This window comes from Salinispora pacifica CNR114, from assembly GCF_000514775.1.
Taxonomy (GTDB): domain Bacteria; phylum Actinomycetota; class Actinomycetes; order Mycobacteriales; family Micromonosporaceae; genus Micromonospora; species Micromonospora pacifica.
In genome coordinates, this window is the sequence record NZ_AZWO01000006.1 from 66,290 (window position 1) to 87,739 (window position 21,450).

Below are 21,450 nucleotides of genomic sequence, written 5' to 3' on the forward strand. Positions count from 1 at the left end.
CTACAGACCGGGCAGCACCCCCTCCTCGATGTCAGCGAATTCGTCTTCACTCTCGGCAAGGTAGCTCTCCCAGGCGACCCGGTCCCAGATCTCCACCCGGGTGTGCGCACCGATCACCACCAGATCCCGGTCAAGCGCGGCGTACTCCCGCAGGTGGCCCGGGATGGTCACCCGCCCCTGTTTGTCGGGGACCTCGTCGTGCGCGCTGGCGAAGAAGACCCGGCTGTAGGCCCGGGCCGCCTTGTGCGTCATCGGCTGCGCGCGTAGCTGATCCGCGATGTGCTGGAACTCCGGCGTCGGGAATACGTAGAGGCAACGCTCCTGCCCTTTGGTGATCACGACACCCCCCGCCAGCTCATCCCGGAACTTCGCCGGAAGAATCAGCCGACCCTTGTCGTCCAGGCGCGGAGTGTGGGTGCCGAGGAACACGGCCCTAACCCCCTCGCCCCTTCAAGCGGCGTTCGCGGCGCCGCTGACCCCCGGGCCGGTGCGCCCTCCCGGCCGCACCATCGGGCCCCACTCTACTCCACTTCCCTCCACCTGCAACCAGAATCGCCCGCGCGGCGCGGCGACCGTCCCACCAAAACCGCACGTCAAAGCGGGTGGAGCGGAGTGGAGGGCAGCACCACGCCGGGAGCCACCCACCGTCCGACATAGATCGACTCCACTCCCGCCCCCGATCGGCTCGGCCGCATCGGGCAACGAGTCGAAGCGTTCCGCGCCAGCAGCGATCTGGGGAGCCCGGGCGTGGAGTAACCTCGCTCGCGTGACGGACGCGAGAATGCCCCTACGGGCGAAGGTGGCCAGCTCCGTGTCGCGGACCGCCGCGGCCCTGTCGCGGGCCGCGGGCCGCGGGGACGGCTCGGTTATCGGTGGTTGGATCGGCCTGAAGATCGACCCGGAGCTCCTCGCGCACCTCGCCGCGGGCCGCGCCATCGCCCTGGTGTCCGGCACCAACGGCAAGACGACGACCACCCGACTCGCCACCGCCGCGGTCGGCGTACTCGGCAAGGTCGCCACCAATTCGTTCGGCGCGAACATGCCCACCGGGCACACCTCGGCGCTCGCCAAGGCCGGCAGCACCCCGTACGCGGTGCTCGAGGTGGACGAGCACTACCTGGCGCAGGTGCTGGACGCCACCGATGCCCACGTGGTGGCACTGCTCAACCTCTCCCGCGACCAGCTGGACCGGGCCCGGGAGGTCGCCATGATGGCGCAGCTCTGGCGCGCGGCGCTGATCCGCCACCCCGAGCTTCGGGTCATCGCCAACGCGGACGACCCGATGGTGGTCTGGGCCGCCACCCCGCCGACCAACCACGACCAGCGCCTCACCCCGCCCCAGGTCACCTGGTTCAGCGCTGGCCAACGCTGGCACGACGACTCCTGGGTCTGCCCCGAGTGCGGCTCGACCATCGCCCGGCAGAACGACCAGTGGTGGTGCACCGGCTGCCCGCTGCGCCGGCCACAACCGCAGTGGTCCGTCGAGGACGACGGCGTGATCGATCCGACCGGCGCCTGGCACAAGGTCCAGCTCCAGCTCCCGGGCACGGTCAATCTCGGCAACGCCGCCACCGCCCTCGCCGTCGCGGCCGAGTTCGGCGTACGACCGGTTGACGCCGTACTCAAGCTCAGCTCAGTCACCTCGATCGCCGGCCGGTACGCGCAGGTCGAACGAGACGGCCGGCTGATCCGCCTGCTGCTGGCGAAGAACCCGGCCAGCTGGCTGGAGGCGTTCGACATGGCCGACGAGGCGCCGACACTGCTGTCCATCAACGCCCGCGATCCAGACGGGCTGGACACCTCCTGGCTCTTCGACGTCGACTTCAGCCCACTGCGGGGCCGGCAGGTACTCATCACCGGTGACCGAGCGTTCGACCTGGCCGTTCGACTCGACGTGAACGGCGTGCCGTTCCAGCACGTACGCACCTTCACCGAGGCGATCCAGTCGGTCCCACCAGGCCGACTGGAGGTCATCGCGAACTACACCGCGTTCCAGGACATCCGAGCGGAGTTGGACCGTGTTCTCTGACAGCCTGCGCATCGTCTGGGTCTACCCGGATCTGCTCTCCACCTACGGTGACCGGGGCAACGCACTCATTCTGGCCAGCCGCGCCCAGCGGCGCGGCTACCCGGTCGAGGTGCTGGAGGTCCGCTCCGACCAACCGCTGCCTGCCACCGCCGACATCTACCTGGTCGGTGGCGGCGAAGACGGCCCGCAGGCGCTCGGGGCACAACGGCTCATCGCCGACGGCGGCCTACACCGTGCCGCCGCGCAGGGCGCGGTGGTGTTCGGCGTCTGCGCCGGCTACCAGCTCCTCGGCTCCTCTTTCTTCGCCAAGGGCACGCAGTACGCCGGCCTGGAACTGCTGGACCTCTCCTCCGACCGGGGCCCCACCCGCGCCATCGGCGAACTGGCCGGCAACATCGACTCACGGCTGGGCCTGCCACCGCTGTCCGGGTTCGAGAACCACGGTGGGCGTACCCGCCTCGGCCCGGAGGTGTCGCCGCTGGCCCAGCTGACCGCCGGGATCGGCAACGACACCCGGACCGAAGGGGCCTGGCGGGGCAAACTGCTCGGCACCTACTCGCACGGACCGGCCCTGGCTCGTAACCCGGCCCTGGCCGACCTGCTGCTGCGCTGGGCAGTCGGTGTCAACCAGCTCCCCCCACTGGACGACACCTGGTCGAACCGACTCCGCGCCGAACGCCACGCCGCAGTGGCCGCCGCCCGACCGTGACCCACGACGGTCGCCGCGACCCCACTCCCCGCGGCGGCCACCACGATCCGGGCACCTCCCACCGCTGGGAACCCCCCGCCGTCCAGCCCCGCTGGTGGCGGGGGCAGGACCCGGCGGCCGGCCGGTTTGGCCTGCTACTGCTTCTGCTAGCCGGGTTCGGAGTGGCGCTGCTGGTGGTTCCCCGCCCGGACCCGGCCGCCCTGCCCGACCTCGCCGACCAGTTGGGCGGGTACGCCCCGATCACCGCGATCGGTGGCGGCGCGCTCCTGCTCGTTGCGCTGGTCCCCCGTACCTTCATCACCCTGGCCGCCGGTGCGCTATTCGGCGCCGTGGAAGGGGCCGCGTACGCGCTCGGCGCGGCACTGCTGGCAGCCGCCGTCGGCTTCACCATCGGCCGGTTCCTCGGTCGGGAGTTCGTCGCCGACCGGATTCGCGGTCGCCTCGCCCGGCTGGACGGCTGGTTCACCCGGCAGAACGTACTCGGTGTCGTTACCGTACGGCTGCTGCCAATCGCCGGCTTCGGCCTGGTCAGCTACGGCTACGGCACCACCGGGGCGCGGGTGTTGCCGTTTCTCGTCGGCAGTGTCGTCGCCTCCGCGCCGACCGCCTTCGGATACGCCGCCGTCGGCGCCGCGGTCACCTCACCCGGCGAGGTCAACTGGTTCGCCGCCGCCCCGGCCGGGCTCGGCCTGATCGCCAGCGCGGTGCTCCTCCACCGCTGGTGGCGCGCCGAGCGGACCAGCGGGGCACGCAGCCCAGAACGGACTCGTAGCCGGCGCTGAGCCGACGCACCCATATCCAGCACGGAGGTGGTGGGGCGGCGCATCCCGAACCGGTACCCGCCCGGCACCACAACTCCGTGATCGGCAGTGTGGGCTGAGGAGTGGACCTCAGGCCACGACGGACACCATTCGGCCACGGACCACGATGACCTTGCGGGGTTCCTTGCCGGCGAGCGAGGCGGCGACCGCCTCCAGCGCCGCCGCCCGGACGGTCTCCTCCGCCGCGTCGGCCGGCACCTCGATCCGACCCCGCACCTTGCCGTTGACCTGCACCGGGTACGTCACCGACTCGGCCACCAGCAGGGCCGGATCGGCGGCCGGGAAGTCGGCGTAGGTCAACGAGGTCTCGTGACCCAGCCGGCGCCACAGCTCCTCGGCGATGTGCGGAGCAAACGGCGCCAGCATCAACACCAACGGTTCGGCCACCTCACGCGGCGTCGCCGGTAGTCGGGTCACCGCATTGGTCAGCTCGATCAGCTTCGCGATCGTGGTGTTGAACCGCATCGCGTCCATATCGCCCCGGACCCCGTCCACGATCCGGTGCAGCAGTCGACGGGTCGCCTCGTCGGCCGGTTCGTCCACCACCCGGGACGCGCCGCTGCGCTCATCCACGATCGCCCGCCAGACCCGCTGCAGGAACCGGAACGACCCCACCACAGCCCGCGTCTCCCAGGGACGGGAGACCTCCAGCGGGCCCATCGACATCTCGTACACCCGGAACGTGTCCGCCCCGTACGCGGCACACATCTCATCCGGTGTCACCACGTTCCGCAGGGACTTGCCCATCTTGCCGTACTCACGGTTGACCTGGACATCGCCCAGGTAGTAGGCACCGGAGCGCTCGACCACCTCCTCCGCCGGCACGTACGCCCCGCGCGCGTCGGTGTACGCGTACGCCTGGATGTAGCCCTGGTTGAACAGCTTGCGGAACGGCTCGAAGCTCGACACGTGCCCCAGGTCGTACAGCACCTTGTGCCAGAACCGGGCGTAGAGCAGGTGCAGTACGGCGTGCTCGGCGCCGCCGACGTACAGGTCGGTGCCCCCGCAGTCGCCCTCGCCACGGGGACCCATCCAGTACCGCTCGGTCTCCGGGTCGACGAAGCGGTCGGCGTTGGTCGGGTCCAGGTAGCGCAGCTCGTACCAGCAGGAGCCGGCCCACTGCGGCATCACGTTGGTTTCCCGGGTGTAGCGCTTCGGACCGTCGCCCAGGTCCAGCTCCACCTCGACCCAGTCCCGGCGTCGCGACAGCGGCGTCTCCGGGTTCGACTCCGCGTCCGCGGGATCGAAGGTGCGGGGCGAGAAGTCATCCACCTCGGGTAGCTCGACCGGCAGCAACTCCTCCGGCAGGGCGATGGCGGCGCCGGTCTCGTCGTAGACGATCGGGAACGGCTCACCCCAGTACCGCTGCCGGCTGAACAGCCAGTCCCGCAGCCGGTAGGTCACCGCGCCCGAGCCGTGGCCCTCCGCCTCCAGCCAGGCGATGGTCCGCGCCTTGGCCTCGGCGACAGCCAGGCCGTTCAGGTCCAGGCCGCGTTCGGGCACGGCGCTGTTGATGGCCGCGCCCTCACCGGTGTACGCCTTACCGGCGAACCCCTCGGCCGGCTGGACGGTACGGACGATGGGCAGGTCGAACACCTCGGCGAAGGCCCAGTCCCGCTCGTCCTGACCGGGCACCGCCATGATCGCGCCGGTCCCGTAGCCGGCCAGCACGTAGTCGGCGATGAAGATCGGAATCTGGGCCCCGGTGACCGGGTTGGTGGCGTACGCCCCGGTGAAGACGCCGGTCTTCTCCTTCGTCTCGGCCTGCCGCTCCAGGTCGGTCTTTGCCGCGGCCACCTTGCGATAGCCCGCCACCGCCGCCCGTGGGCTGGCCTGCCCGCCGGTCCAGGCCTGCGGAACCCCCGCCGGCCAGGCCGTCGGTACCAGTTCGTCCACCAGGTCGTGCTCGGGCGCCAGCACCAGGTAGGTGGCGCCGAAGATCGTGTCCGGCCGGGTGGTGAAGACGCTGATCCGCTGCTCGCCCCCCGGGTCCGAATCCGAGGCCGAGGTGGGGAACTCGATGTGCGCGCCGATGGAGCGGCCGATCCAGTTCCGCTGCATCAGCTTGATCGGCTCGGGCCAGTCCAGCTGCTCCAGGTCGTCCAGGAGCCGGTCACCGTACGCGGTGATCCGCATCATCCACTGCTTCAGGTTCCGCTTGAAGACCGGGAAGTTTCCCCGCTCGGAGCGGCCGTCGGCGGTGACCTCCTCGTTGGCCAGCACGGTGCCCAGCCCCGGGCACCAGTTGACCGGTGCCTGCGAGACGTACGCCAGCCGGTGTTGGTCAACGACGGACCGCCGCTCGGCGTCGGTCAACGCACCCCATGGTCGCCCGTCGGGGGTGCGCCGGACACCGCCGGAGAACTCGGCGATCAGCTCGGTGATCGGGCGGGCCCGCTTCGCCTCGCTGTCGTACCAGGCGTTGTAGATCTGCAGGAAGACCCACTGGGTCCAGCGGTAGAAGTCGGCCTCGATGGTGGCCACCGAGCGGCGCTCGTCGTGGGCCAGCCCCAGCCGGCGCAGCTGCGCCTTGTACCGGGCGATGTTCGCCTCGGTGGTGGTACGCGGGTGGGTGCCGGTCTGCACCGCGTACTGCTCAGCGGGGAGCCCGAAGGCGTCGAAGCCCATCGCGTGCAGCACGTTCCGCCCGGCCATCCGCTGGTAGCGGGCGAAGCAGTCGGTGCCGATGTAGCCCAGCGGGTGGCCGACGTGCAGCCCGGCACCCGACGGGTACGGGAACATGTCCAGTACATACAGCTTCTCCGCTCCCGCCCGCGGATGCTCGGGGTCGGCCAGCGGGCCGGTCGGGTTGGGAGCGTGGAAGGTGCCCTCGCGTTCCCAGGTGTCCTGCCAACGGCGCTCGATCTCGTCGGCCAGGGCCGCCGTGTAGCGGAAGGGGGGAATCTCGCTGGCCGGTGCGGCTGCCTCAGTCATGGCTCTCCTCGCTTCAGTCGGCGCGGATGGTCTCGTGCGGTGTCGGTTGATGCTCGCCACCTGCCGGCGGGACCGGGCCGGCGACGGGCACGAAAAAGCCCCTCGCGCAGGAGGGGCCGCCGTGCTGTCGCGCGTTCAGCGCATCAGCACGGCCCGGTAAGAAGCAGGAAGACTCCGGCCATGCCCCGGAGTGTACCCCGCCGGCATCCAGGAGCGCGCCCGCGGCCACCCGAGCCGGTCATCCCCGGGCCCGTCCGGCCAGACCGGTCATCCGCGGCCCGGCCGCCGGGGTGCCGCTGGGACCCGCCCGCCGAGTTCGTCATAGCGCGTGCTGTCCGCCAGCGGGCTACCGGCCCGGTAGGCGGCGCGGGCCAGGGCGTACCCGCCGACCGGCGCCGAGACGAGTTGCAGCCCGATGGCGACCAGGCCCACCAGCACCGTCCGGGGGCCGGGCAGCAACAACAACACCGCCAGCAGGACGCAGATCAGGCCCAGGCTGCCGGACTTCGCGACGGCGTTCATCCGGTTGTAGACATCGGGCAGTCGGATCAACCCGATGGAGCTGATCACGATCAGGCCGGCGCCGATGACCAGCAGCGCGGAGGCGACCAGCAAACGAATCATGGCCGCCGCCGATGTACCAGCCGGGCCAACGCGACCGTGGCCAAGAAGCTGACCAGGGTGCCGGTGAGGACCAGGTCCAGCAGCCCGGGCGCGTCCAGCCGCACCGCCAACACCGCCACCGCCGCCAGGAACACGAAGAAGCCGTGGTCGAGCGCGGCGGCCCGGTCGGCGTCGGTGGGGCCGACGATCAGCCGGCCGAGCACCACGGTCATCGACAGGGCGAGCACCACCAGCACCACGTCGAGTAGGAGCATCCGTCACCCACCTCCCTCACCACCGGCCCGGCCGCCGCCGACCGGCCGGACGGCAGCCAACAGCCGCCCCTCCAACTCCGCCACGGCGCGGCGAAACGCCGTCGCGTCGTCGGCGTACATGCCGTGCACCCACATCACCCGCGGGTCCCGCCGCACCGCCAGCGCGAGGGTGCCCGGGGTCAGGGTGACGAAGAGCGTGAGCAGGGCCACCTCGGAGTCGGTCCGGGCGCGCAGCGGAACCCGAACCACCGCGGGCTGCAGCCCCAGGCCCGGAGTGACGATCTCCCGGGCCACCACCAGGTTCGCCTGCACCAGCCGGCCCGTGAACCAGGCCAGGAACCCCACGATCCGCGCCGCCCGGAGCGCGGCCCGCCGCACCACGCCACCCACTGCCCGGTACCCCCCACCGCTCACCGCCGGCTCACCGCCCGCCGTACCACGCCACTCATCGGCCGCTCACCGCCCGCACATACCCGGCCGGCTCCAGCAGCCCCGCCGCGGCGTCATCGGCCACCTGCAGCAGCGGCCCGCCCAATGGCCCAAGCAGCAGCGCGCACGCGCCGAGCGCCAACGGCGGTCCGAGCAGCGCCAGACCGGGGCGGGCGGTTCGCTCCCGGGCCGCTCGCGGCACCTCACCCCAGAACGCGACACCCCAGATCTTCAGCATCGACAGCAGCGTCACCAGGCTGACCAACACCGCCACCGTCAGCACGAGCCAGTCACCGACCTCGTTGGCGGCCCGCAGCACCAGAAACTTGGCGAGAAACCCGCCGAACGGGGGCAGACCGGCCAGGGACAGAGCGGCGACGCCGAAGGCCAACGCGAGCAGCGGGCTGGACGCGGCCAGCCCACCCAGCCGACTCAACCGGTCGGTACCACGGGTGGCTCCCACCACCGCCGCGCACAGGAACAGTGCCGCCTTCACCAACACGTACTGGGCCAGGTAGAAGATGGCGGCGGCGAGACTCGCGGCGGTGAACAGGGCCAGCCCAAGCAGCACGTACCCGATCTGGCTCACCATGTGAAAGGCCAGCACCTTCCGCATCGAACCGACGCCGATCGCGCCGAGCACCCCGATCACCATGGACGCCAGCGCCACCGCCACCAGCAACGGGTGGTACGCCGGGTCGCCGCCGTACAACACGGCGTAGATTCGAATGATCGCGTACAGCCCCACCTTGGTGAGCAGACCGGAGAAGAGCGCGACGACCACCGGCGAGGCGACCGGGTAGGCGCGGGGCAGCCAGTCGTGCAGCGGCACGAGCGCGCCCTTGAGCGCGAACGCCAGCAGCACGACACCGCCGGCGGCTGCGGCGGCGGGGACCTCCCGGGCCGTACCGGCGAGGTCCGCGAGCCCGACCGTACCGGTGACCCCGTAGAGCAGTCCGACGCCGGCCAGCAGGATCGTGGAGCCGAGCAGGCTGGTGGCGATGTACACCCGGCCCGCACCGGCACGCCCCGGGCCGCCGGAGAGCGCCAGCAGCACGTAGGACGGAACGAGCATGACCTCGACCAGCACGAACAGGTTGAACAGATCGGTGGTGAGGTAGGCGCCGTACGCCCCTGCCGACAGCACCATCGTCAGCGGCAGAAAGGCCCGCTGGCAGTCATCCCCGGTCCCGGCGGCAGCCACCAGGCAGGCCAGCACCACCATCGCCGAGACCGTGACCAGTAACGCGCTCAGCGGATCGGCCGCCAAGGTGATCGTGACAACCGGCGGCCAGCCGCCGACCCGGAGCACCGGAACCGCGCCGTCGGAGGTCGCCACCAGCAGGACAACACCCACCGCGATGACGGCCGCCGTGGCGAGCAGCGCCACCACCCGGCGCAGCACCAGCCGGTCGGGAAGAGTGAGCAACACGGCGGCGGCGAGAAGCGGACCCACCACCGGAACCATCAACAGGATGCTCACCGCGGCCCCCCGTCCCACGTCTCCGGTGGGCGACTTCCCCGCCGGGCGCCGCGGCGCAGCAGCCGCAGCAGGTAGACGGTGATACCGAAGGTGATCACGATGGCGGTCAGGATGAAGGCCTGGGGCAGCGGGTCGGCGCTCTCCGGGCCGCCGCCGTCGACCGGCGGCTCCCGCCGGTGCAGCCCACCAGCGGCCAGCAGGAGCACGTTCACCGCGTGCCCGAGCAGCACGAAGCCGAGCACCAGCCGCAGCTGCCCGGGGCGGAGCAGGAGGAAGACGCCGGCCGCCACCAGCACTCCGACGATCAGCGGCCCGCTCATCGGACCCGCTCCCGAATCGGCCCGGGCGCCGGGCCGGCGGGCGCGCTGTCCAGCCGGCGGACCGCCGCCACGACCAGGGCCAGCACCATCAGGTACACACCCAGGTCGAACAGGAGAGCCGACGACACCGAACCGACGCCGGGCAACGGGAGCTTGACCGGGGTCAGGAAGGCCCGGCCCACAGCCACCGGCGCCAAGCCCACGACCAGCGCCAGTAGCAGGCCGACGGTGAGCAGTGGCGCTCCCCGGAGGCGGCCCAGCAGCGGCGCTCCCGCGGGATGCGCCAGGTGGCCGAGGCCGACCGCGGTACCGGCGAGCAGGGCGGCGATGAACCCGCCCCCGAGCTCCTGGTGGCCACGGAGGAACAACACCGCGGAGGCGACCAGCATGACCGGGGCCAGCACGCGGTACGCCAGCTCAAGCACCGGATCGACGGCGTGCCGTACGGCGTCGGGACGCTGCCCTACGGCTTTGGCCGGCCGGGCGAGCCCGATCAGCCCAACCGCGACCACCGCGAGTACGACCGCCTCGCCGAGGGTGTCCAGGGCCCGGAAGTCGACGAGGATGGTGTTGACCAGGTTCTGCCCACCGGTGGCCGCGGACGCCTCCCGCAGGTACCAGTCGCCGGCGGGCGACAGGTCGCGGCGGCCGGTCAACGCCGCGGTCGCCACCGCCGCCGCCACCCCGGCGAGCACCGCCAACCCGGCGCCGGCGATCAAGCCCACTCGTCGGCCCGGCGCGACCAACCTTCCGGGCCGGCCCCGCAGGGCGAGCATGACCACCACCGTGGTGAGCACCTCGACCAGCATCAGGGTGAGCGCCACGTCCGGGGCGCCCGTGGTGAGGAACCAGGCTGCCAGGATCAGGCCGACCGCGCCGGTCAGCGCGACCGCCGCGAGCGCCGACCGGGTGGTCAACAGGCCGGCGAGGGCGACGAGTAGTAGCCCGAGCACGAGCCAGTCCCCAGGTCGGGTGGCGTCCGGATGTCCGGTGGGCAGCGGACCGAGGAGCAGCCCGGCGACCGCCGCCAGCGCCACCACAGCCAGCAGCGGCCGGGCCAGGTAGGGAGCCGGAGCCGTGACCTGGGCGGGTCGGGCGACGACCGCCCCGAAGCGCAGCAGGGCACGCCGGAACCGCTCGAGGTAGCCGGTGAACGGTGGGGTGGTCGGTATCGCCGCGAGCACCGGGCCGGTCCGGCGCCGGTACCAGAACAGCAGCGTCCCGAGCAGGACGGTGAGCGCGGAGAGCCCGAGCGCCGGGGTAAAGCCATGCCAGAAGGCCAGGTAGGGCGCCGGCCCCTGGGGGCGGGCATCGCTGGCGGCCCGCTCCACCATCGGGCTGAGGATTGCGACGGCCGGGCCGAGAGCGGTGGCGAGGAGCGCCGCGACAGCCGCCGGTGCCAGGAACGACCAGGCCGGTTCGTGCAGCTCACGCTGCCGGGTCGGGCCAGAGAGGACACCGTGGACCAGCCGCGCGGCGTACGCGAAGGTGAGCGTCGCGGCGAGCACCGCCAGGCCGGCGGCGATCCACCCGAGCCAGGGCACCGCGTCCACCGTGATGAGCGCCTCGAAGATCGCCTCCTTGCCGACGAAGCCGATCGTCGGCGGCAGACCGGCCAGCGACATGGCCGCCAACACGGTCAGCGTCACGGTGATCGGCATCGCCCGCCGCAACCCGGACAGGGCCCGGATGTCCCGGCTGCCCGCCTGCCGGTCGATGATTCCCACCAGCATGAACAGCGTCGCCTTGAACAGGGCGTGCGCGATCGTGTACAGGATCGCCGCCGCGTCCGAGGCGGGCGTGCCGACGCCGATGACGCTGACCAGCAGGCCGAGCTGGCTCACCGTGGAGTACGCGAGCAGCGCCTTGAGATCGTGTTGGCGGAGCGCCAACAGCGCGCCGACGATCGCGGTGAGCAGCCCGAGGCCAATCAACGTCAGGTCCCACGGCCACTGTCCGCCAAACAGCGCCGAGAAGCGCATCAGCAGGTAGATGCCCGCCTTCACCAGCGTGGCGGCGTGCAGATAGGCGCTGACCGGGGTGAGGGCGACCATGGCACCGGGCAGCCAGAAGTGGAACGGCACCTGCGCCGACTTCGTGATCGCCGCGAAGATCACCAGGGCGCCCGCCGCCCAGGCGGGTCCGGTCGCCAGCCGGCCCGGATCGGCCAGGATCAGATGGAGGTCGCTGGTGCCGAGGCTCACGGTCAGCACGACCACCGCCACCAGCAGCGCCACCCCACCGGTGGTGGTGATGACGAGGGCCTGGATCGCCGGCCCACGGGCCTGCGGGCGACCGTCCTGCCCGATGAGAACGAACGACAGGATGCTGGACAGCTCCCAGAAGACGAAGAGCAGCAGCAGGTCGTCGGCGAGCACCAGACCCAGCATCGCCGCAGCGAACAGGGTCATCGTCACGTACACCCGGGTGTGCCGGCTGTCCGGGCTCAGGTAGCGCGGACAGTACGCCATGACGAACGCGCCCACTCCCAACACCAGCAGGGCGAAGATGAGATTGAGCGCGTCCATCCGCAGCTCCGCGTAGACCCCCAGCGACGGTAGCCACGGCCAGGAGACGGCGACGGCCTGGTCGGCGAGCAGGAGCGGACGCTGGGAGAGGAGCAGGCCCGCCCCGGCCAGGTAACCGACGGCGAGCAGGTAGCCGGCGTTTCGCCCCAACCACCAGGTCAACACCGGCGCTACGGCAGCGAGGAGGAACTGCCCGCCGAGGACGACAGCGAGAATCATGCCGGCCCGCAGCAGCCGGACCGGTGTCGCCCACGAACCCCCGGCGCCGCCACGGCTGCCATCGCCTTCTCCCTACTCCACCGACCGTGTCGGGGCTGCGGACTACTACCCGTCCGGCGCCCCGTCGACACCTCCCCCCGACGGACGAATAATCCGGACGTATGCGATGGAACACCGGTGACGGTCGGCTGCGGTGTCAAACATCGCTAGCCTGAGAGGCCAGTGAGATTTCTGCGGCAGACGAGGCTTGCGCGGACCGCACGAACCCAACGGCGGGTCCAGCCGCTCCGGACGGAGCTGCCGTCGAGGCGACGAGGAGGACGTCCGTGACCCAACAGACCTGGGACGAGGTGGGCGATCTGCTGCCACACGATGAGTTCTGCGCCGTCGGTGACGCGATCGTGGCGAACATCGAACAGGTCATTGAGGGTAAGACCGCCACCGTGCAACTCGCCCTCGCCGTTCTACTCGCCGAGGGTCACCTGCTCATCGAGGACGTCCCCGGAGTCGGCAAGACCAAGCTGGCCAAGGCACTGGCGCGCTCGATCGACTGCTCGGTACGCCGCATCCAGTTCACCCCCGACCTGCTACCCAGCGACGTCACCGGGGTCAGCGTCTACAACCAGGAGACGCACGACTTCGAGTTCCGTCCCGGCGCTGTCTTCGCCAACCTGGTGGTCGGCGACGAGATCAACCGGGCCTCACCGAAGACCCAGTCCGCGCTGTTGGAGTGTATGGAGGAGCGGCAGGTCACCGTGGACGGCATGACCTACCCGCTGCAGACGCCGTTCATGGTGGTCGCTACCCAGAACCCGATCGAGATGGAGGGCACCTACCCGCTGCCGGAAGCCCAGCGCGACCGGTTCACCGCCCGGATCGCGATGGGGTACCCGGACGTCGGGGCCGAGTTGGCGATGCTCGACGGGCATGGTGGCACCGACCCGCTGGAGTCGCTGCGGCCGGTCTCCGACGCCGGCATCGTGAGCCGACTCATCACCCACGTCCGGCAGGTGCACGTCGCCGACGCCGTCAAGCGCTACGCGGTGGAGCTGGTCACCGCCACCCGCGAGGCTCCCGACCTCCGCCTCGGCGCCTCGCCCCGAGCGACCCTCCAGTTGCTGCGCACGGCCCGCGCGGTCGCCGCGCTCGAGGGGCGCGACTACGTCCTCCCCGACGATCTGCAGGTGCTGGCCGTACCGGTGCTGGCGCACCGAATCATCCCGACCGCCGACGCCCAGCTGGCCCGACGCACCACCGACACGATCGTCTCCGAGCTGGTGCACCGGCTGCCGCTGCCGCAGGAGCGCCGGCGTTCGTCGTACGACACCCGGCCCGCCACCGACAGCGGCCGCGCCCCGTACGAGCCGCGGAGGGCGTGAGGTGCGCGACGGGCTGCGCGGGCTGACCACGCGGGGCCGGTCGTTCCTCGCCGCGGCGGTCGCGGCGGGGATCTCGGCCGCCATCCTCGGTGAACGGGACCTGCTCCGGGTGGCGGCGCTACTCGCGGTCCTGCCGCTGCTGGCCGCACTCTACGTTGGCCGTAGCCGCTACAAGTTGGCGTGCAATCGGTCACTGGAACCAGAGCGGGTACCGGTCAGCGCCAGCTCCCGGGTGGTGCTGCGGCTCCAGAACCTGTCCCGCCTGCCCACCGGTACGCTCCTGCTGGAGGACCGACTGCCGTACGCGCTGGGCAGCCGGCCCCGGGTCGTGTTGGACCGGCTCGGCGCGCAGCAGGCCAGCTCGGTGGCGTACACGGTGCGGGCCGACGTGCGCGGCCGATACAGGCTCGGCCCACTGGTGGTCCGGATGACCGACCCGTTCGGTCTGTGCGAGGTGACCCGAGCCTTCCCCAGCACCGACCAGCTGACGGTGGTCCCGCAGGCCACGCCCCTGCCCACAGTCCGACTTCCCAGCGAGTACGCGGGCAGCGGCGACAGCCGGGCCCGGTCGGTGGCGGTGCACGGCGAGGATGATGCGGCGACCCGGGAGTACCGGTTGGGCGACGACCTGCGGCGGGTGCACTGGAAGTCCACCGCGCGCACCGGTGAGCTGATGGTCCGCCGCGAGGAGCAACCCTGGGAGAGCCGCGCCACCGTGCTGCTGGACACCCGGGCGTACGGGCACTGTGGTGACGGGCCGACGGCCAGCTTCGAGTGGGCGGTCTCCGCCGCCGCGAGCATCGCCGTGCACCTGCGACAGAGCGGCTACCGGCTCCGGCTGCTCACCGGCTCCGGCACGGACATCGACGCGACGGAGGCGGCCGGGCACGGGCTCCTCCTGGACAACCTCGCCGACGCCCGCCTCGACCAGCGGACCGAGCTCGCCACGCTGATCCGGGAGGTTCGGCAACACGTCGGCGGTGGTCTGATCGTCGGCTTGTTCGGGACGCTCAGCACCGTTGAGGCCGAACTACTGGCCGCGCTACGCGGCAACGGCGCTACCTGCGTGGCGTTCCTACAGAACAGCTCCACCTGGCTGACCCTGCCGGCTGGTGCCCGGGCCGAGGCCGACGACGCGCACGCCGCCGCCGCGCTTGCGCTGGTCCGAAGTGGCTGGCGAGTGATCAGCGTAGACCATGGTTCCCGGCTACCGGCCCTGTGGCCGCAGGCCGGGCGGGGCGCGCAGGGCTTCGCTGTCCGGGCGGCGTCGGCCGAGACCGTGGCGAGCAGACGATGAACCGGAGGCCGCGCGCATGAACTCCCACCGGAATCTGGGCTTGGTCGCTGCGGCCGCGACACTGCTCGCCGCGGCGCCGTTGTCAGCCATCTTCGACCGCTGGACCTGGCTGGTCCAGTCGACCATCACCGTCGCCGCGGTGGCCGCGGTGGCCGCCCTGGCCCGGCTGGGCCGGGCCCCGCTGTGGGGGCAGGTGCTGGCCATGCTCGGTGGCCTGTTACTCGCTCTGACCTGGCTGTTCCCCGCGGGCACCGAGTTGCTGGGCGTAGTGCCGACCCCGGCCACCATCGGGCACTTCGGGGCGCTGGCAGAGGCGTCGCTGGTAGACATGCGCAGCTACCGCGTGAAGGTGCCCGACACGGACCCAATGCTGTTCCTCACCGCACTCGGCATCGGCGGGGTCGCCGTGCTGGTGGACCTGTTGGTGGTCGGGCTGCGCCGGCCCGCACTCGCCGGTCTGCCGATGCTGGCCATCTACTCGGTCCCGGTGGCCATCTACGTGAACAGCGTCCCCCCGGTGCCGTTCGCCGTCGGCGCGGCCGGTTACCTGTGGCTGTTGGCCGCCGACAACGTCGACCGGGTACGCCGGTTCGGCCGGCGATTCACCGGCGACGGCCGGGGGGTGGACGTGTGGGAGGCCTCCCCGCTTGCCGCCGCTGGTCGCCGGCTCGCGGCGGTGGGGGTCGCGGTCGCGGTCCTGCTGCCGCTGGCGGTGCCGGGGATGACCAGCGGCCTACTCAGCACGCTCGGCTCAGGCGCCGGGGACGGCACGGGCGGATCGGGCCGGGGCACAACCGGCCAGGTCGACCTCTTCTCGGCCCTCCAGGGCCAGCTCAACCAGGGCGAAATCACCGACCTGGTGAAGGTGACCACCAATGAGCCGTCCCCGCCCTATCTACGGTTCGGCACCGCCGACCAGTTGCGAAGCGGTGGCTTCCAGGCCCGCTCTCCCAGTGGTACACCGATCAACCAGGAGTTCCGCCCGACCGTGCCAGACCGGGCGGAGATCACCCGCGCCCGCTACCAGGCGACGGTCGAGGTGACTGCGAATTTCGACATGCCGCTGCTGCCGGTGTACGCCGAGCCGGTGCAGTTCAAGCTGGACGGCAGCTGGTCCTTCGACCCGAACCAACAGGTCCTCTTCTCCAATCGGGAGCGTTCGTCGGGCAAGCGCTACGAGTTCGAGTACGTGCGGTCGACCTACTCGCCGGCGGCCCTGCGGCAGGCCCGCCCACTCCCGGCCGAGCACAGCCTCCGCCGACAGACGGCCACGCCGGCGGTGCCCGCGGTGGAGGCGTTGGTGGACGAGCTGACCCAGGGCCAAGACACCGAGTACGACAAGGTGCGGGCCATCTATGACCACTTCGCCACGGAGAACGGGTTCAGTTACGCCCTCAGCACCGAGGGAGGCACCAGCGGTTCCGAGATCGTCGACTTCCTCACCAACAAAGTCGGTTTCTGTCAGCAGTACGCCGCCGCGATGGCCTGGTTGGTCCGGGCCGCCGACATTCCGGCTCGGGTCGCCTTCGGCTTCACCACCGGCACCAGGTCCGACGGTGACGCCTACGTGCTGACCAACCGCAACCTGCATGCCTGGACCGAGGTCTACTTCGACGGGTTCGGCTGGGTTCCGTTCGACGCCACTCCCGCGTACGGCGTGCCGGGGTCGGTCCGCTCCGACTGGGCCCCCGATCTTGAGGTGGAGGAGGAGGTCGCCCCGGGGCCGAGCGCGTCAGCGGGGCCGGCGGGCTCCGGTTCCGAGACGAGTCAGAACCAGCTGCAGGAGGGGCTGGAGGGGGAGTTGTCGGGGCTGTCGAACGGCACCAGCACCCCCACCCGGCCCGGATCATCCTGGCTCTGGTGGGCGGTCGGGGCGCTGGCCCTGCTCGTGCTGCTCACCGCACCGGCGTTACGCCGGTCCGCCCTACGCCGACGGCGCAGTGGCAGCAGCCGGACGCCGTCGGCCGCGCGGGCCGGGGTGACCACCGGCGGTAAACCTTCGGACGACCACCGCATGGTGGTGCTGGCCGACGCGGACCGGGCACGGGCCGACGCGCACGCGGCCTGGGACGAGTTGCTGGACACGTTGGTGGACTTCCGGCAACGGATCAACGGGGCGGAGACACCGCGCGCCACCGCGAGCCGACTCGCCCGCGACACCTTCCGTGCGGACAGCGAGGCCGGTTCAGCGGTACGGCTGCTGGGCCGGGCCGAGGAACTCGCCCGCTACGCCCGCGATCCGCACCCCGGGGAGCCGCTGCTGCCAGCTCTGCGCCGGGTTCGGGCCGCGCTCGTGGCAAGATCCGACCGCCGTACGCGCCTGCTGGCGGCAACCCTGCCCTCGTCGGTGCTGCTGCGCTGGCAGACGGCCGCCGCTGCCGTCTTGACCCGCCTGACGTCGTCCTACGGTCGGTTCCGGGCCGTGACCCTACGCTGGAGCCCGCGCCGGCTACTCGCCGACCGCCGCCCCCGTTGACACACCCGCCCCAACCGGTCGTCGCCGGTTGGGGCGGGACGGTCAAGGTCTCAACGGCGCCCCTCCGGGCGCTGCCGCCACCGGTCCTCCATCCGATCCAGGATTGACGGTCGACGCCCCGACCGCCCACGGGACCGGCGGCGCGTTGTCGTCCCGCCCACGACATGCAGGTCGGGGGACTGCGACCGCCGGTGCGACTGCGCCCCGAAGCCCAACGCGGCCAACATGACGACGAAACCCGCCACCGCCAGCGGCGGGGTCTTGATCACCGCGCCGTAAACCAGCAGGGACAGGCCGACGACGACCACGCCGGCGGCGATGAGCAAACGACGCCGCGCGTGGAAACGCGGGTCGCTGGCGCGCACGGCCGAGGCGAACTTGGGGTCCTCGGCAAGCGACCGCTCGATCTGATCGAACAGCCGCTGCTCGTGCTCCGAGAGCGGCACGGCACTCCTCCCCGGTCACGTTGGTCGGCCCGGGCGGCCGACAGACCGTGGCAGCCAACCAGCTGCTTACCCACAAGTCTACGAGGGCCCTCGCGCGTCGGAAAGCGGGACGACCTATGGCCGGCGCTGATTTTCCCTCAGCTGCTGGTCACGGGGGCGCAACAGGCTGGCTGGACCGATGACGGAACGCCCGAAACGGGCAGCGGCGGCGTCAACGGCGCGTTCAGCCTCCCGCCACCCCCGAGCGGGCTCACCAAGGGCGAGTTGCCGGGGTGCGTCCCGGACGGGCACGATCTGCTCAGCCCGGACGCCGACCAGCCGGATCGGTTCCCCGGGGTCCAGGAGGGTGTAGAGCGCCCAGGCGGTGTCGAACATCTCCCGGCCGACATCGGTCGGAACATCGAGGCTGCGGGAGCGGCTGACCGTCCGAAAATCGGCCAACCGCACCTTCAACGTCACCGTCCGCCCCACCTGGCCACCGCGGCGCAGCCGGGCACCGACCTTCTCGGCGAGGCCGAGCAGAGCCCGACGGATCTCCCGCCGATCGGTCACGTCAACGTCGAACGTCACCTCCGCACCGACCGACTTCTCCCCCCGCTCCGGGGTGACCCGCCGCGGGTCCCGCCCCCACGCCAGCTCGTGCAGGTGCCGGGCCGCGGCGGCACCGAGCGCCCGACGGAGCATCCCGTCCGGCGCCTGCGCCAGCTCACCGACGGTGACCAGGCCGAGCCGACGCAGCGTCTCGGCCGACCGCTCCCCAACCCCCCAGAGCGCCTCCACCGGCAACGGATGCAGAAACTCAAGCACCCGTGCGGTCGGAACCACCAGCAGCCCGTCCGGCTTGGCCCGCGTCGAGCCAAGCTTCGCGACGAACTTGCTCGACGCCACCCCGACCGAGCAGGTGATCCCCACCTCGGTCGCCACCCGCTCGCGAATCAGCCGGGCGATCGCCGACGGCGGGCCGAACAGCCGCTGGGCGCCGGCCACGTCGAGGAAGGCCTCGTCCAGGGAGAGGGGCTCGACCAGCGGTGTGACCTCCCGGAAGATCTGCATCACCCGGCGCGAGGCGGTCGTGTAGGCGGTGAAGTCGGGCGGCAAGAAGACCGCGTGCGGGCAGAGCGCCCGGGCCCGCGCGGTCGGCATCGCGCTGCGAACCCCGTACCGTCGGGCCGGGTAGCTCGCCGAGCTGACCACCCCCCGCGGTCCCAGCCCGCCGACCACGAGCGGCCGGCCGCGCAGCTCCGGCCGGCGGCACACCTCGACAGCGGCGAAGAACGCGTCCATGTCGACGTGCAGGACCCGGCAGCCGGAGTCGTCGGCGTCCGGCCCGAAACGTGGGTCGCCGCCACGCGGCAACGACTGGCTGCGGCCCATACCCGGAAGGCTAGTGCGGTTATCCCTGCCCCGGCCAGCGACGCGGCAGCGAAACCGCAGCTCAGCCCCGGACCACCAACAGTGGGATCATCATCTCCGCCGCGGTGTCCGAACCGTGGTACGCCACCAGCCGACTCGCCATCGGCGGCTCGGAGCGGGTGGCCAGCACGGCGTGGTCGCCGTTGCAGAGCACCACCACGTCCCCGATTCGGCCCAGGTGCTCCTCGGGCACCGGGCCGAACCAGCCCGCCGCCACCAGCTCCGCCCGGGTGGTGACCCGGGCGGCGGCACCGAGCACGGCCGACCAGGTGGCCACCACGTCGTCCTGGGCACCGGGCCGCACGTGCAGGTAGCGCACTCGGGGCTCGCCGGCCACCACCGTCACGCCGGCGCGCAGGCGCGGGTCGGCATCCAGGTCGAACCGGCGCTCAGGGGGAATGTCGAGCTGACCGTGGTCGGCGGTAACCAGCAACGCCGCGTCCGGCGGCAGCCCCTCCACGAGACGAGCCAGCAGTCGGTCGACATCGGCCGCGGCGGCGCGCCACGGCGCCGAATCGACCCCGCTGAGATGGCCGCGCCGATCGAGGTCGGGGTGGTAACCAGAGACCAGGGTGGGCCCGGACCCCGCCGCCAGCGCGGCCAACATCTCCCGACCCAGTTCGTCAGCGTCCGCCGCGCCCCGGTAGTCGCCACCCCGATTGGCCGCCAGGGTGAGGCCGCTCCCGCCGAACTCGGGCCGGCTCACCACCGTCACCCGGACCCCGGCGGCCTGGGCCCGTTCCAGCTGGGTGGGGACGGGTTGCCAGCGCAGCGGCTCCGGGTCGCCGGCCCAGTCAAGGTGGTTGAGCACTCGGTCGGTGCCGGGGACCCGCAGGGTGAACCCGAGCACGCCGTGCGCACCGGGGGCAGTGCCCGTGCCGAGGGTCACCAGGCTGGTCGGAGTGGTGGACGGAAAGCCGGAGGTGAGCGGCCGGCCGACGGTTGCGGTCAGCCCAGCCAGAGTCGGTGCGTACGGCGTGGCGGTGGGGATCTGATGCCAGCCGAGCCCATCCACCAACAGCACGGCGATCCGGCGCACGCCTTCGAGCACAGCAGTCAGGCCGAGCACGTCGGTCGCGCCGGGCACTCCCAGCGCCGCGAGCGCGGCGGGCAGGATGTCCGCGAGGCTCGCCACGCCGTACTGGGGGGCGAGGATCCCGTACGGATCGCTCGCCCCGGAGTCAGCCCCGACCGGCGAACCGGCCGCGGCCCACGGCGACGGGACGCCAGGCCGGCGGGTGTGCTCCGGCGGGCCGGTCATGCCTGCCGACGGGCGAACAGGTGTAACTGGGCGGCGAGGTCCCGCCAGGGCGGTTGGGCGGCGAGCGCCAACTCCAGCTCCAGCAGGGCGGCGGGCTGGCCATCGGCGACCGCGGCGGGCAGCAGGTCGGTGAGGACGCGTACGCCGTGGATCTCCTCGACCGCCAGACCTGCGGCCGTGAGCAGCGCGGCCGCCTCATCGGCGGCGAAACGCCGCCGCAGCGGGTCCCGGGGACCGGCGGCTCCGGAGGTATCGGCGGCGAGGAGTGCGGCGACCTCCAGCTGGCCGGTCATGGCCCGACCGAGCACGGCGGCGGCCCGCCCGGCGACCAGGGCGCTCGCGGCCCCGCCGGGGCGCAGCGCACCGGCCAGTGCGGCGACCACCGCCGCCGGATCGTCAACCACCTCCAGAACGGCATGGCAGAGCACCAAATCCACGCTGGCCGGCTCCACGAGCCCGGCGAGCGCGTCCCCGTCGCCCTGCACCGCATGCACCCGGTCGGCAACCCCGGCCTCAGCGGCGCGGCGGGTCAGCGCGGCGAGCGCGTCGGGGTTGGCGTCCACGACAGTCACCTGGTGCCCAGCCAGGGCCAGCGGGACCGCGAAGCCGCCGGTGCCGCCACCCACGTCGAGTACGGTCAGGTCAGTGCCGGCACGGCGGTCAAGCTCGGCGCGCAGCACCGACCAGATGACAGCGGTACGCGGGGTCAGCGGCGGGCCAGTGAGCCGCCCTCGGGTCTGCTCCACCTCGACCAGCCTAGTCACCACGTCCAGTCCCGTCCGGAACGGCTGGCCGGTCAGGCCCCGGGACGGTCAGGCCCCGGGACGG

At 72.0% G+C, this 21,450-nt stretch carries 18 protein-coding genes; 6 read left to right on the forward strand and 12 right to left on the reverse strand.

Going from position 1 to position 21,450, the window contains the following annotated elements; translation table 11 throughout:
- A complete protein-coding gene (gene mraZ, locus B118_RS0104920; RefSeq protein ID WP_012014432.1) occupies positions 1–429 on the reverse strand; it encodes a division/cell wall cluster transcriptional repressor MraZ in 429 nt (142 codons plus the stop codon).
- A 352-nt stretch (positions 430–781) separates the two neighbouring features.
- Here mraZ and B118_RS0104925 point away from each other — a divergent pair, with 352 nt between their 5' ends.
- The 3 genes from B118_RS0104925 to B118_RS0104935 are packed head-to-tail and all read left to right on the forward strand — an operon-like array spanning position 782 to position 3,520.
- Complete coding sequence (locus tag B118_RS0104925; RefSeq protein ID WP_018223259.1) at positions 782–2,029, forward strand: MurT ligase domain-containing protein; 1,248 nt, start codon at positions 782–784, stop codon at positions 2,027–2,029.
- A complete protein-coding gene (locus B118_RS0104930; protein WP_018223258.1) occupies positions 2,019–2,738 on the forward strand; it encodes a type 1 glutamine amidotransferase in 720 nt (239 codons plus the stop codon). Before B118_RS0104925 ends, B118_RS0104930 begins: the two co-directional genes overlap by 11 nt.
- On the forward strand, positions 2,735–3,520 hold the full coding sequence (locus B118_RS0104935) for a TVP38/TMEM64 family protein (RefSeq protein WP_018810890.1): 786 nt from the start codon (positions 2,735–2,737) through the stop codon (positions 3,518–3,520). The genes B118_RS0104930 and B118_RS0104935 overlap by 4 nt, the downstream gene beginning before the upstream one ends.
- 108 nt (positions 3,521–3,628) lie before the next feature.
- On the opposite strand, the gene leuS is transcribed toward B118_RS0104935, so the two are convergent.
- From leuS to mbhE, 7 genes are all read right to left on the reverse strand, one after another.
- Positions 3,629–6,493, reverse strand: coding sequence for a leucine--tRNA ligase (leuS, locus tag B118_RS0104940; protein ID WP_027645221.1), 2,865 nt, complete (start codon positions 6,491–6,493; stop codon positions 3,629–3,631).
- A 267-nt stretch (positions 6,494–6,760) separates the two neighbouring features.
- On the reverse strand, positions 6,761–7,117 hold the full coding sequence (gene mnhG, locus B118_RS0104945; RefSeq protein ID WP_018810888.1) for a monovalent cation/H(+) antiporter subunit G: 357 nt from the start codon (positions 7,115–7,117) through the stop codon (positions 6,761–6,763).
- Positions 7,114–7,371, reverse strand: coding sequence for an MrpF/PhaF family protein (locus tag B118_RS0104950; RefSeq protein ID WP_018216379.1), 258 nt, complete (start codon positions 7,369–7,371; stop codon positions 7,114–7,116). Before B118_RS0104950 ends, mnhG begins: the two co-directional genes overlap by 4 nt.
- 3 nt (positions 7,372–7,374) lie before the next feature.
- A complete protein-coding gene (locus B118_RS0104955) occupies positions 7,375–7,761 on the reverse strand; it encodes a Na+/H+ antiporter subunit E (RefSeq protein WP_018223254.1) in 387 nt (128 codons plus the stop codon).
- 55 nt (positions 7,762–7,816) lie between these two features.
- Positions 7,817–9,301, reverse strand: coding sequence for a monovalent cation/H+ antiporter subunit D family protein (locus B118_RS0104960; RefSeq protein ID WP_028192453.1), 1,485 nt, complete (start codon positions 9,299–9,301; stop codon positions 7,817–7,819).
- Complete coding sequence (locus B118_RS0104965) at positions 9,280–9,603, reverse strand: sodium:proton antiporter (protein ID WP_018223252.1); 324 nt, start codon at positions 9,601–9,603, stop codon at positions 9,280–9,282. The genes B118_RS0104960 and B118_RS0104965 overlap by 22 nt, the downstream gene beginning before the upstream one ends.
- On the reverse strand, positions 9,600–12,350 hold the full coding sequence (gene mbhE / locus B118_RS0104970) for a hydrogen gas-evolving membrane-bound hydrogenase subunit E (RefSeq protein ID WP_018810886.1): 2,751 nt from the start codon (positions 12,348–12,350) through the stop codon (positions 9,600–9,602). The genes B118_RS0104965 and mbhE overlap by 4 nt, the downstream gene beginning before the upstream one ends.
- A 326-nt stretch (positions 12,351–12,676) precedes the next feature.
- Between mbhE and B118_RS0104975 the strand changes: the two genes are divergently transcribed.
- Genes B118_RS0104975 through B118_RS0104985 form a run of 3 tightly spaced genes read left to right on the forward strand, consistent with a single transcriptional unit; the run spans position 12,677 to position 17,502 of the window.
- Positions 12,677–13,729, forward strand: a complete 1,053-nt coding sequence (locus tag B118_RS0104975; RefSeq protein ID WP_018223250.1) for an AAA family ATPase — start codon at positions 12,677–12,679, stop codon at positions 13,727–13,729.
- 1 nt (position 13,730) lies between these two features.
- Positions 13,731–15,026 carry a DUF58 domain-containing protein gene (locus tag B118_RS0104980; protein WP_018223249.1) on the forward strand — a complete coding sequence of 432 codons (1,296 nt, stop codon included), beginning with the start codon at positions 13,731–13,733 and terminating at the stop codon, positions 15,024–15,026.
- A 16-nt stretch (positions 15,027–15,042) separates the two neighbouring features.
- Entirely contained in the window at positions 15,043–17,502 is a 2,460-nt protein-coding gene (locus tag B118_RS0104985) for a transglutaminase TgpA family protein (protein WP_028192454.1), read from the forward strand.
- Between the two features lie 50 nt (positions 17,503–17,552).
- On the opposite strand, the gene B118_RS0104990 is transcribed toward B118_RS0104985, so the two are convergent.
- The 4 genes from B118_RS0104990 to B118_RS0105005 form a co-directional block, all read right to left on the reverse strand.
- Complete coding sequence (locus B118_RS0104990) at positions 17,553–17,948, reverse strand: DUF3040 domain-containing protein (RefSeq protein WP_018223247.1); 396 nt, start codon at positions 17,946–17,948, stop codon at positions 17,553–17,555.
- 114 nt (positions 17,949–18,062) lie between these two features.
- Positions 18,063–19,322, reverse strand: coding sequence for a DNA polymerase IV (locus B118_RS0104995; RefSeq protein ID WP_018223246.1), 1,260 nt, complete (start codon positions 19,320–19,322; stop codon positions 18,063–18,065).
- A 61-nt stretch (positions 19,323–19,383) separates the two neighbouring features.
- A complete protein-coding gene (locus B118_RS0105000) occupies positions 19,384–20,622 on the reverse strand; it encodes an alkaline phosphatase family protein (RefSeq protein WP_028192455.1) in 1,239 nt (412 codons plus the stop codon).
- A complete protein-coding gene (locus B118_RS0105005) occupies positions 20,619–21,389 on the reverse strand; it encodes a methyltransferase domain-containing protein (RefSeq protein ID WP_018223244.1) in 771 nt (256 codons plus the stop codon). The genes B118_RS0105000 and B118_RS0105005 overlap by 4 nt, the downstream gene beginning before the upstream one ends.
- Between the last annotated feature and the right edge of the window lie 61 nt (positions 21,390–21,450).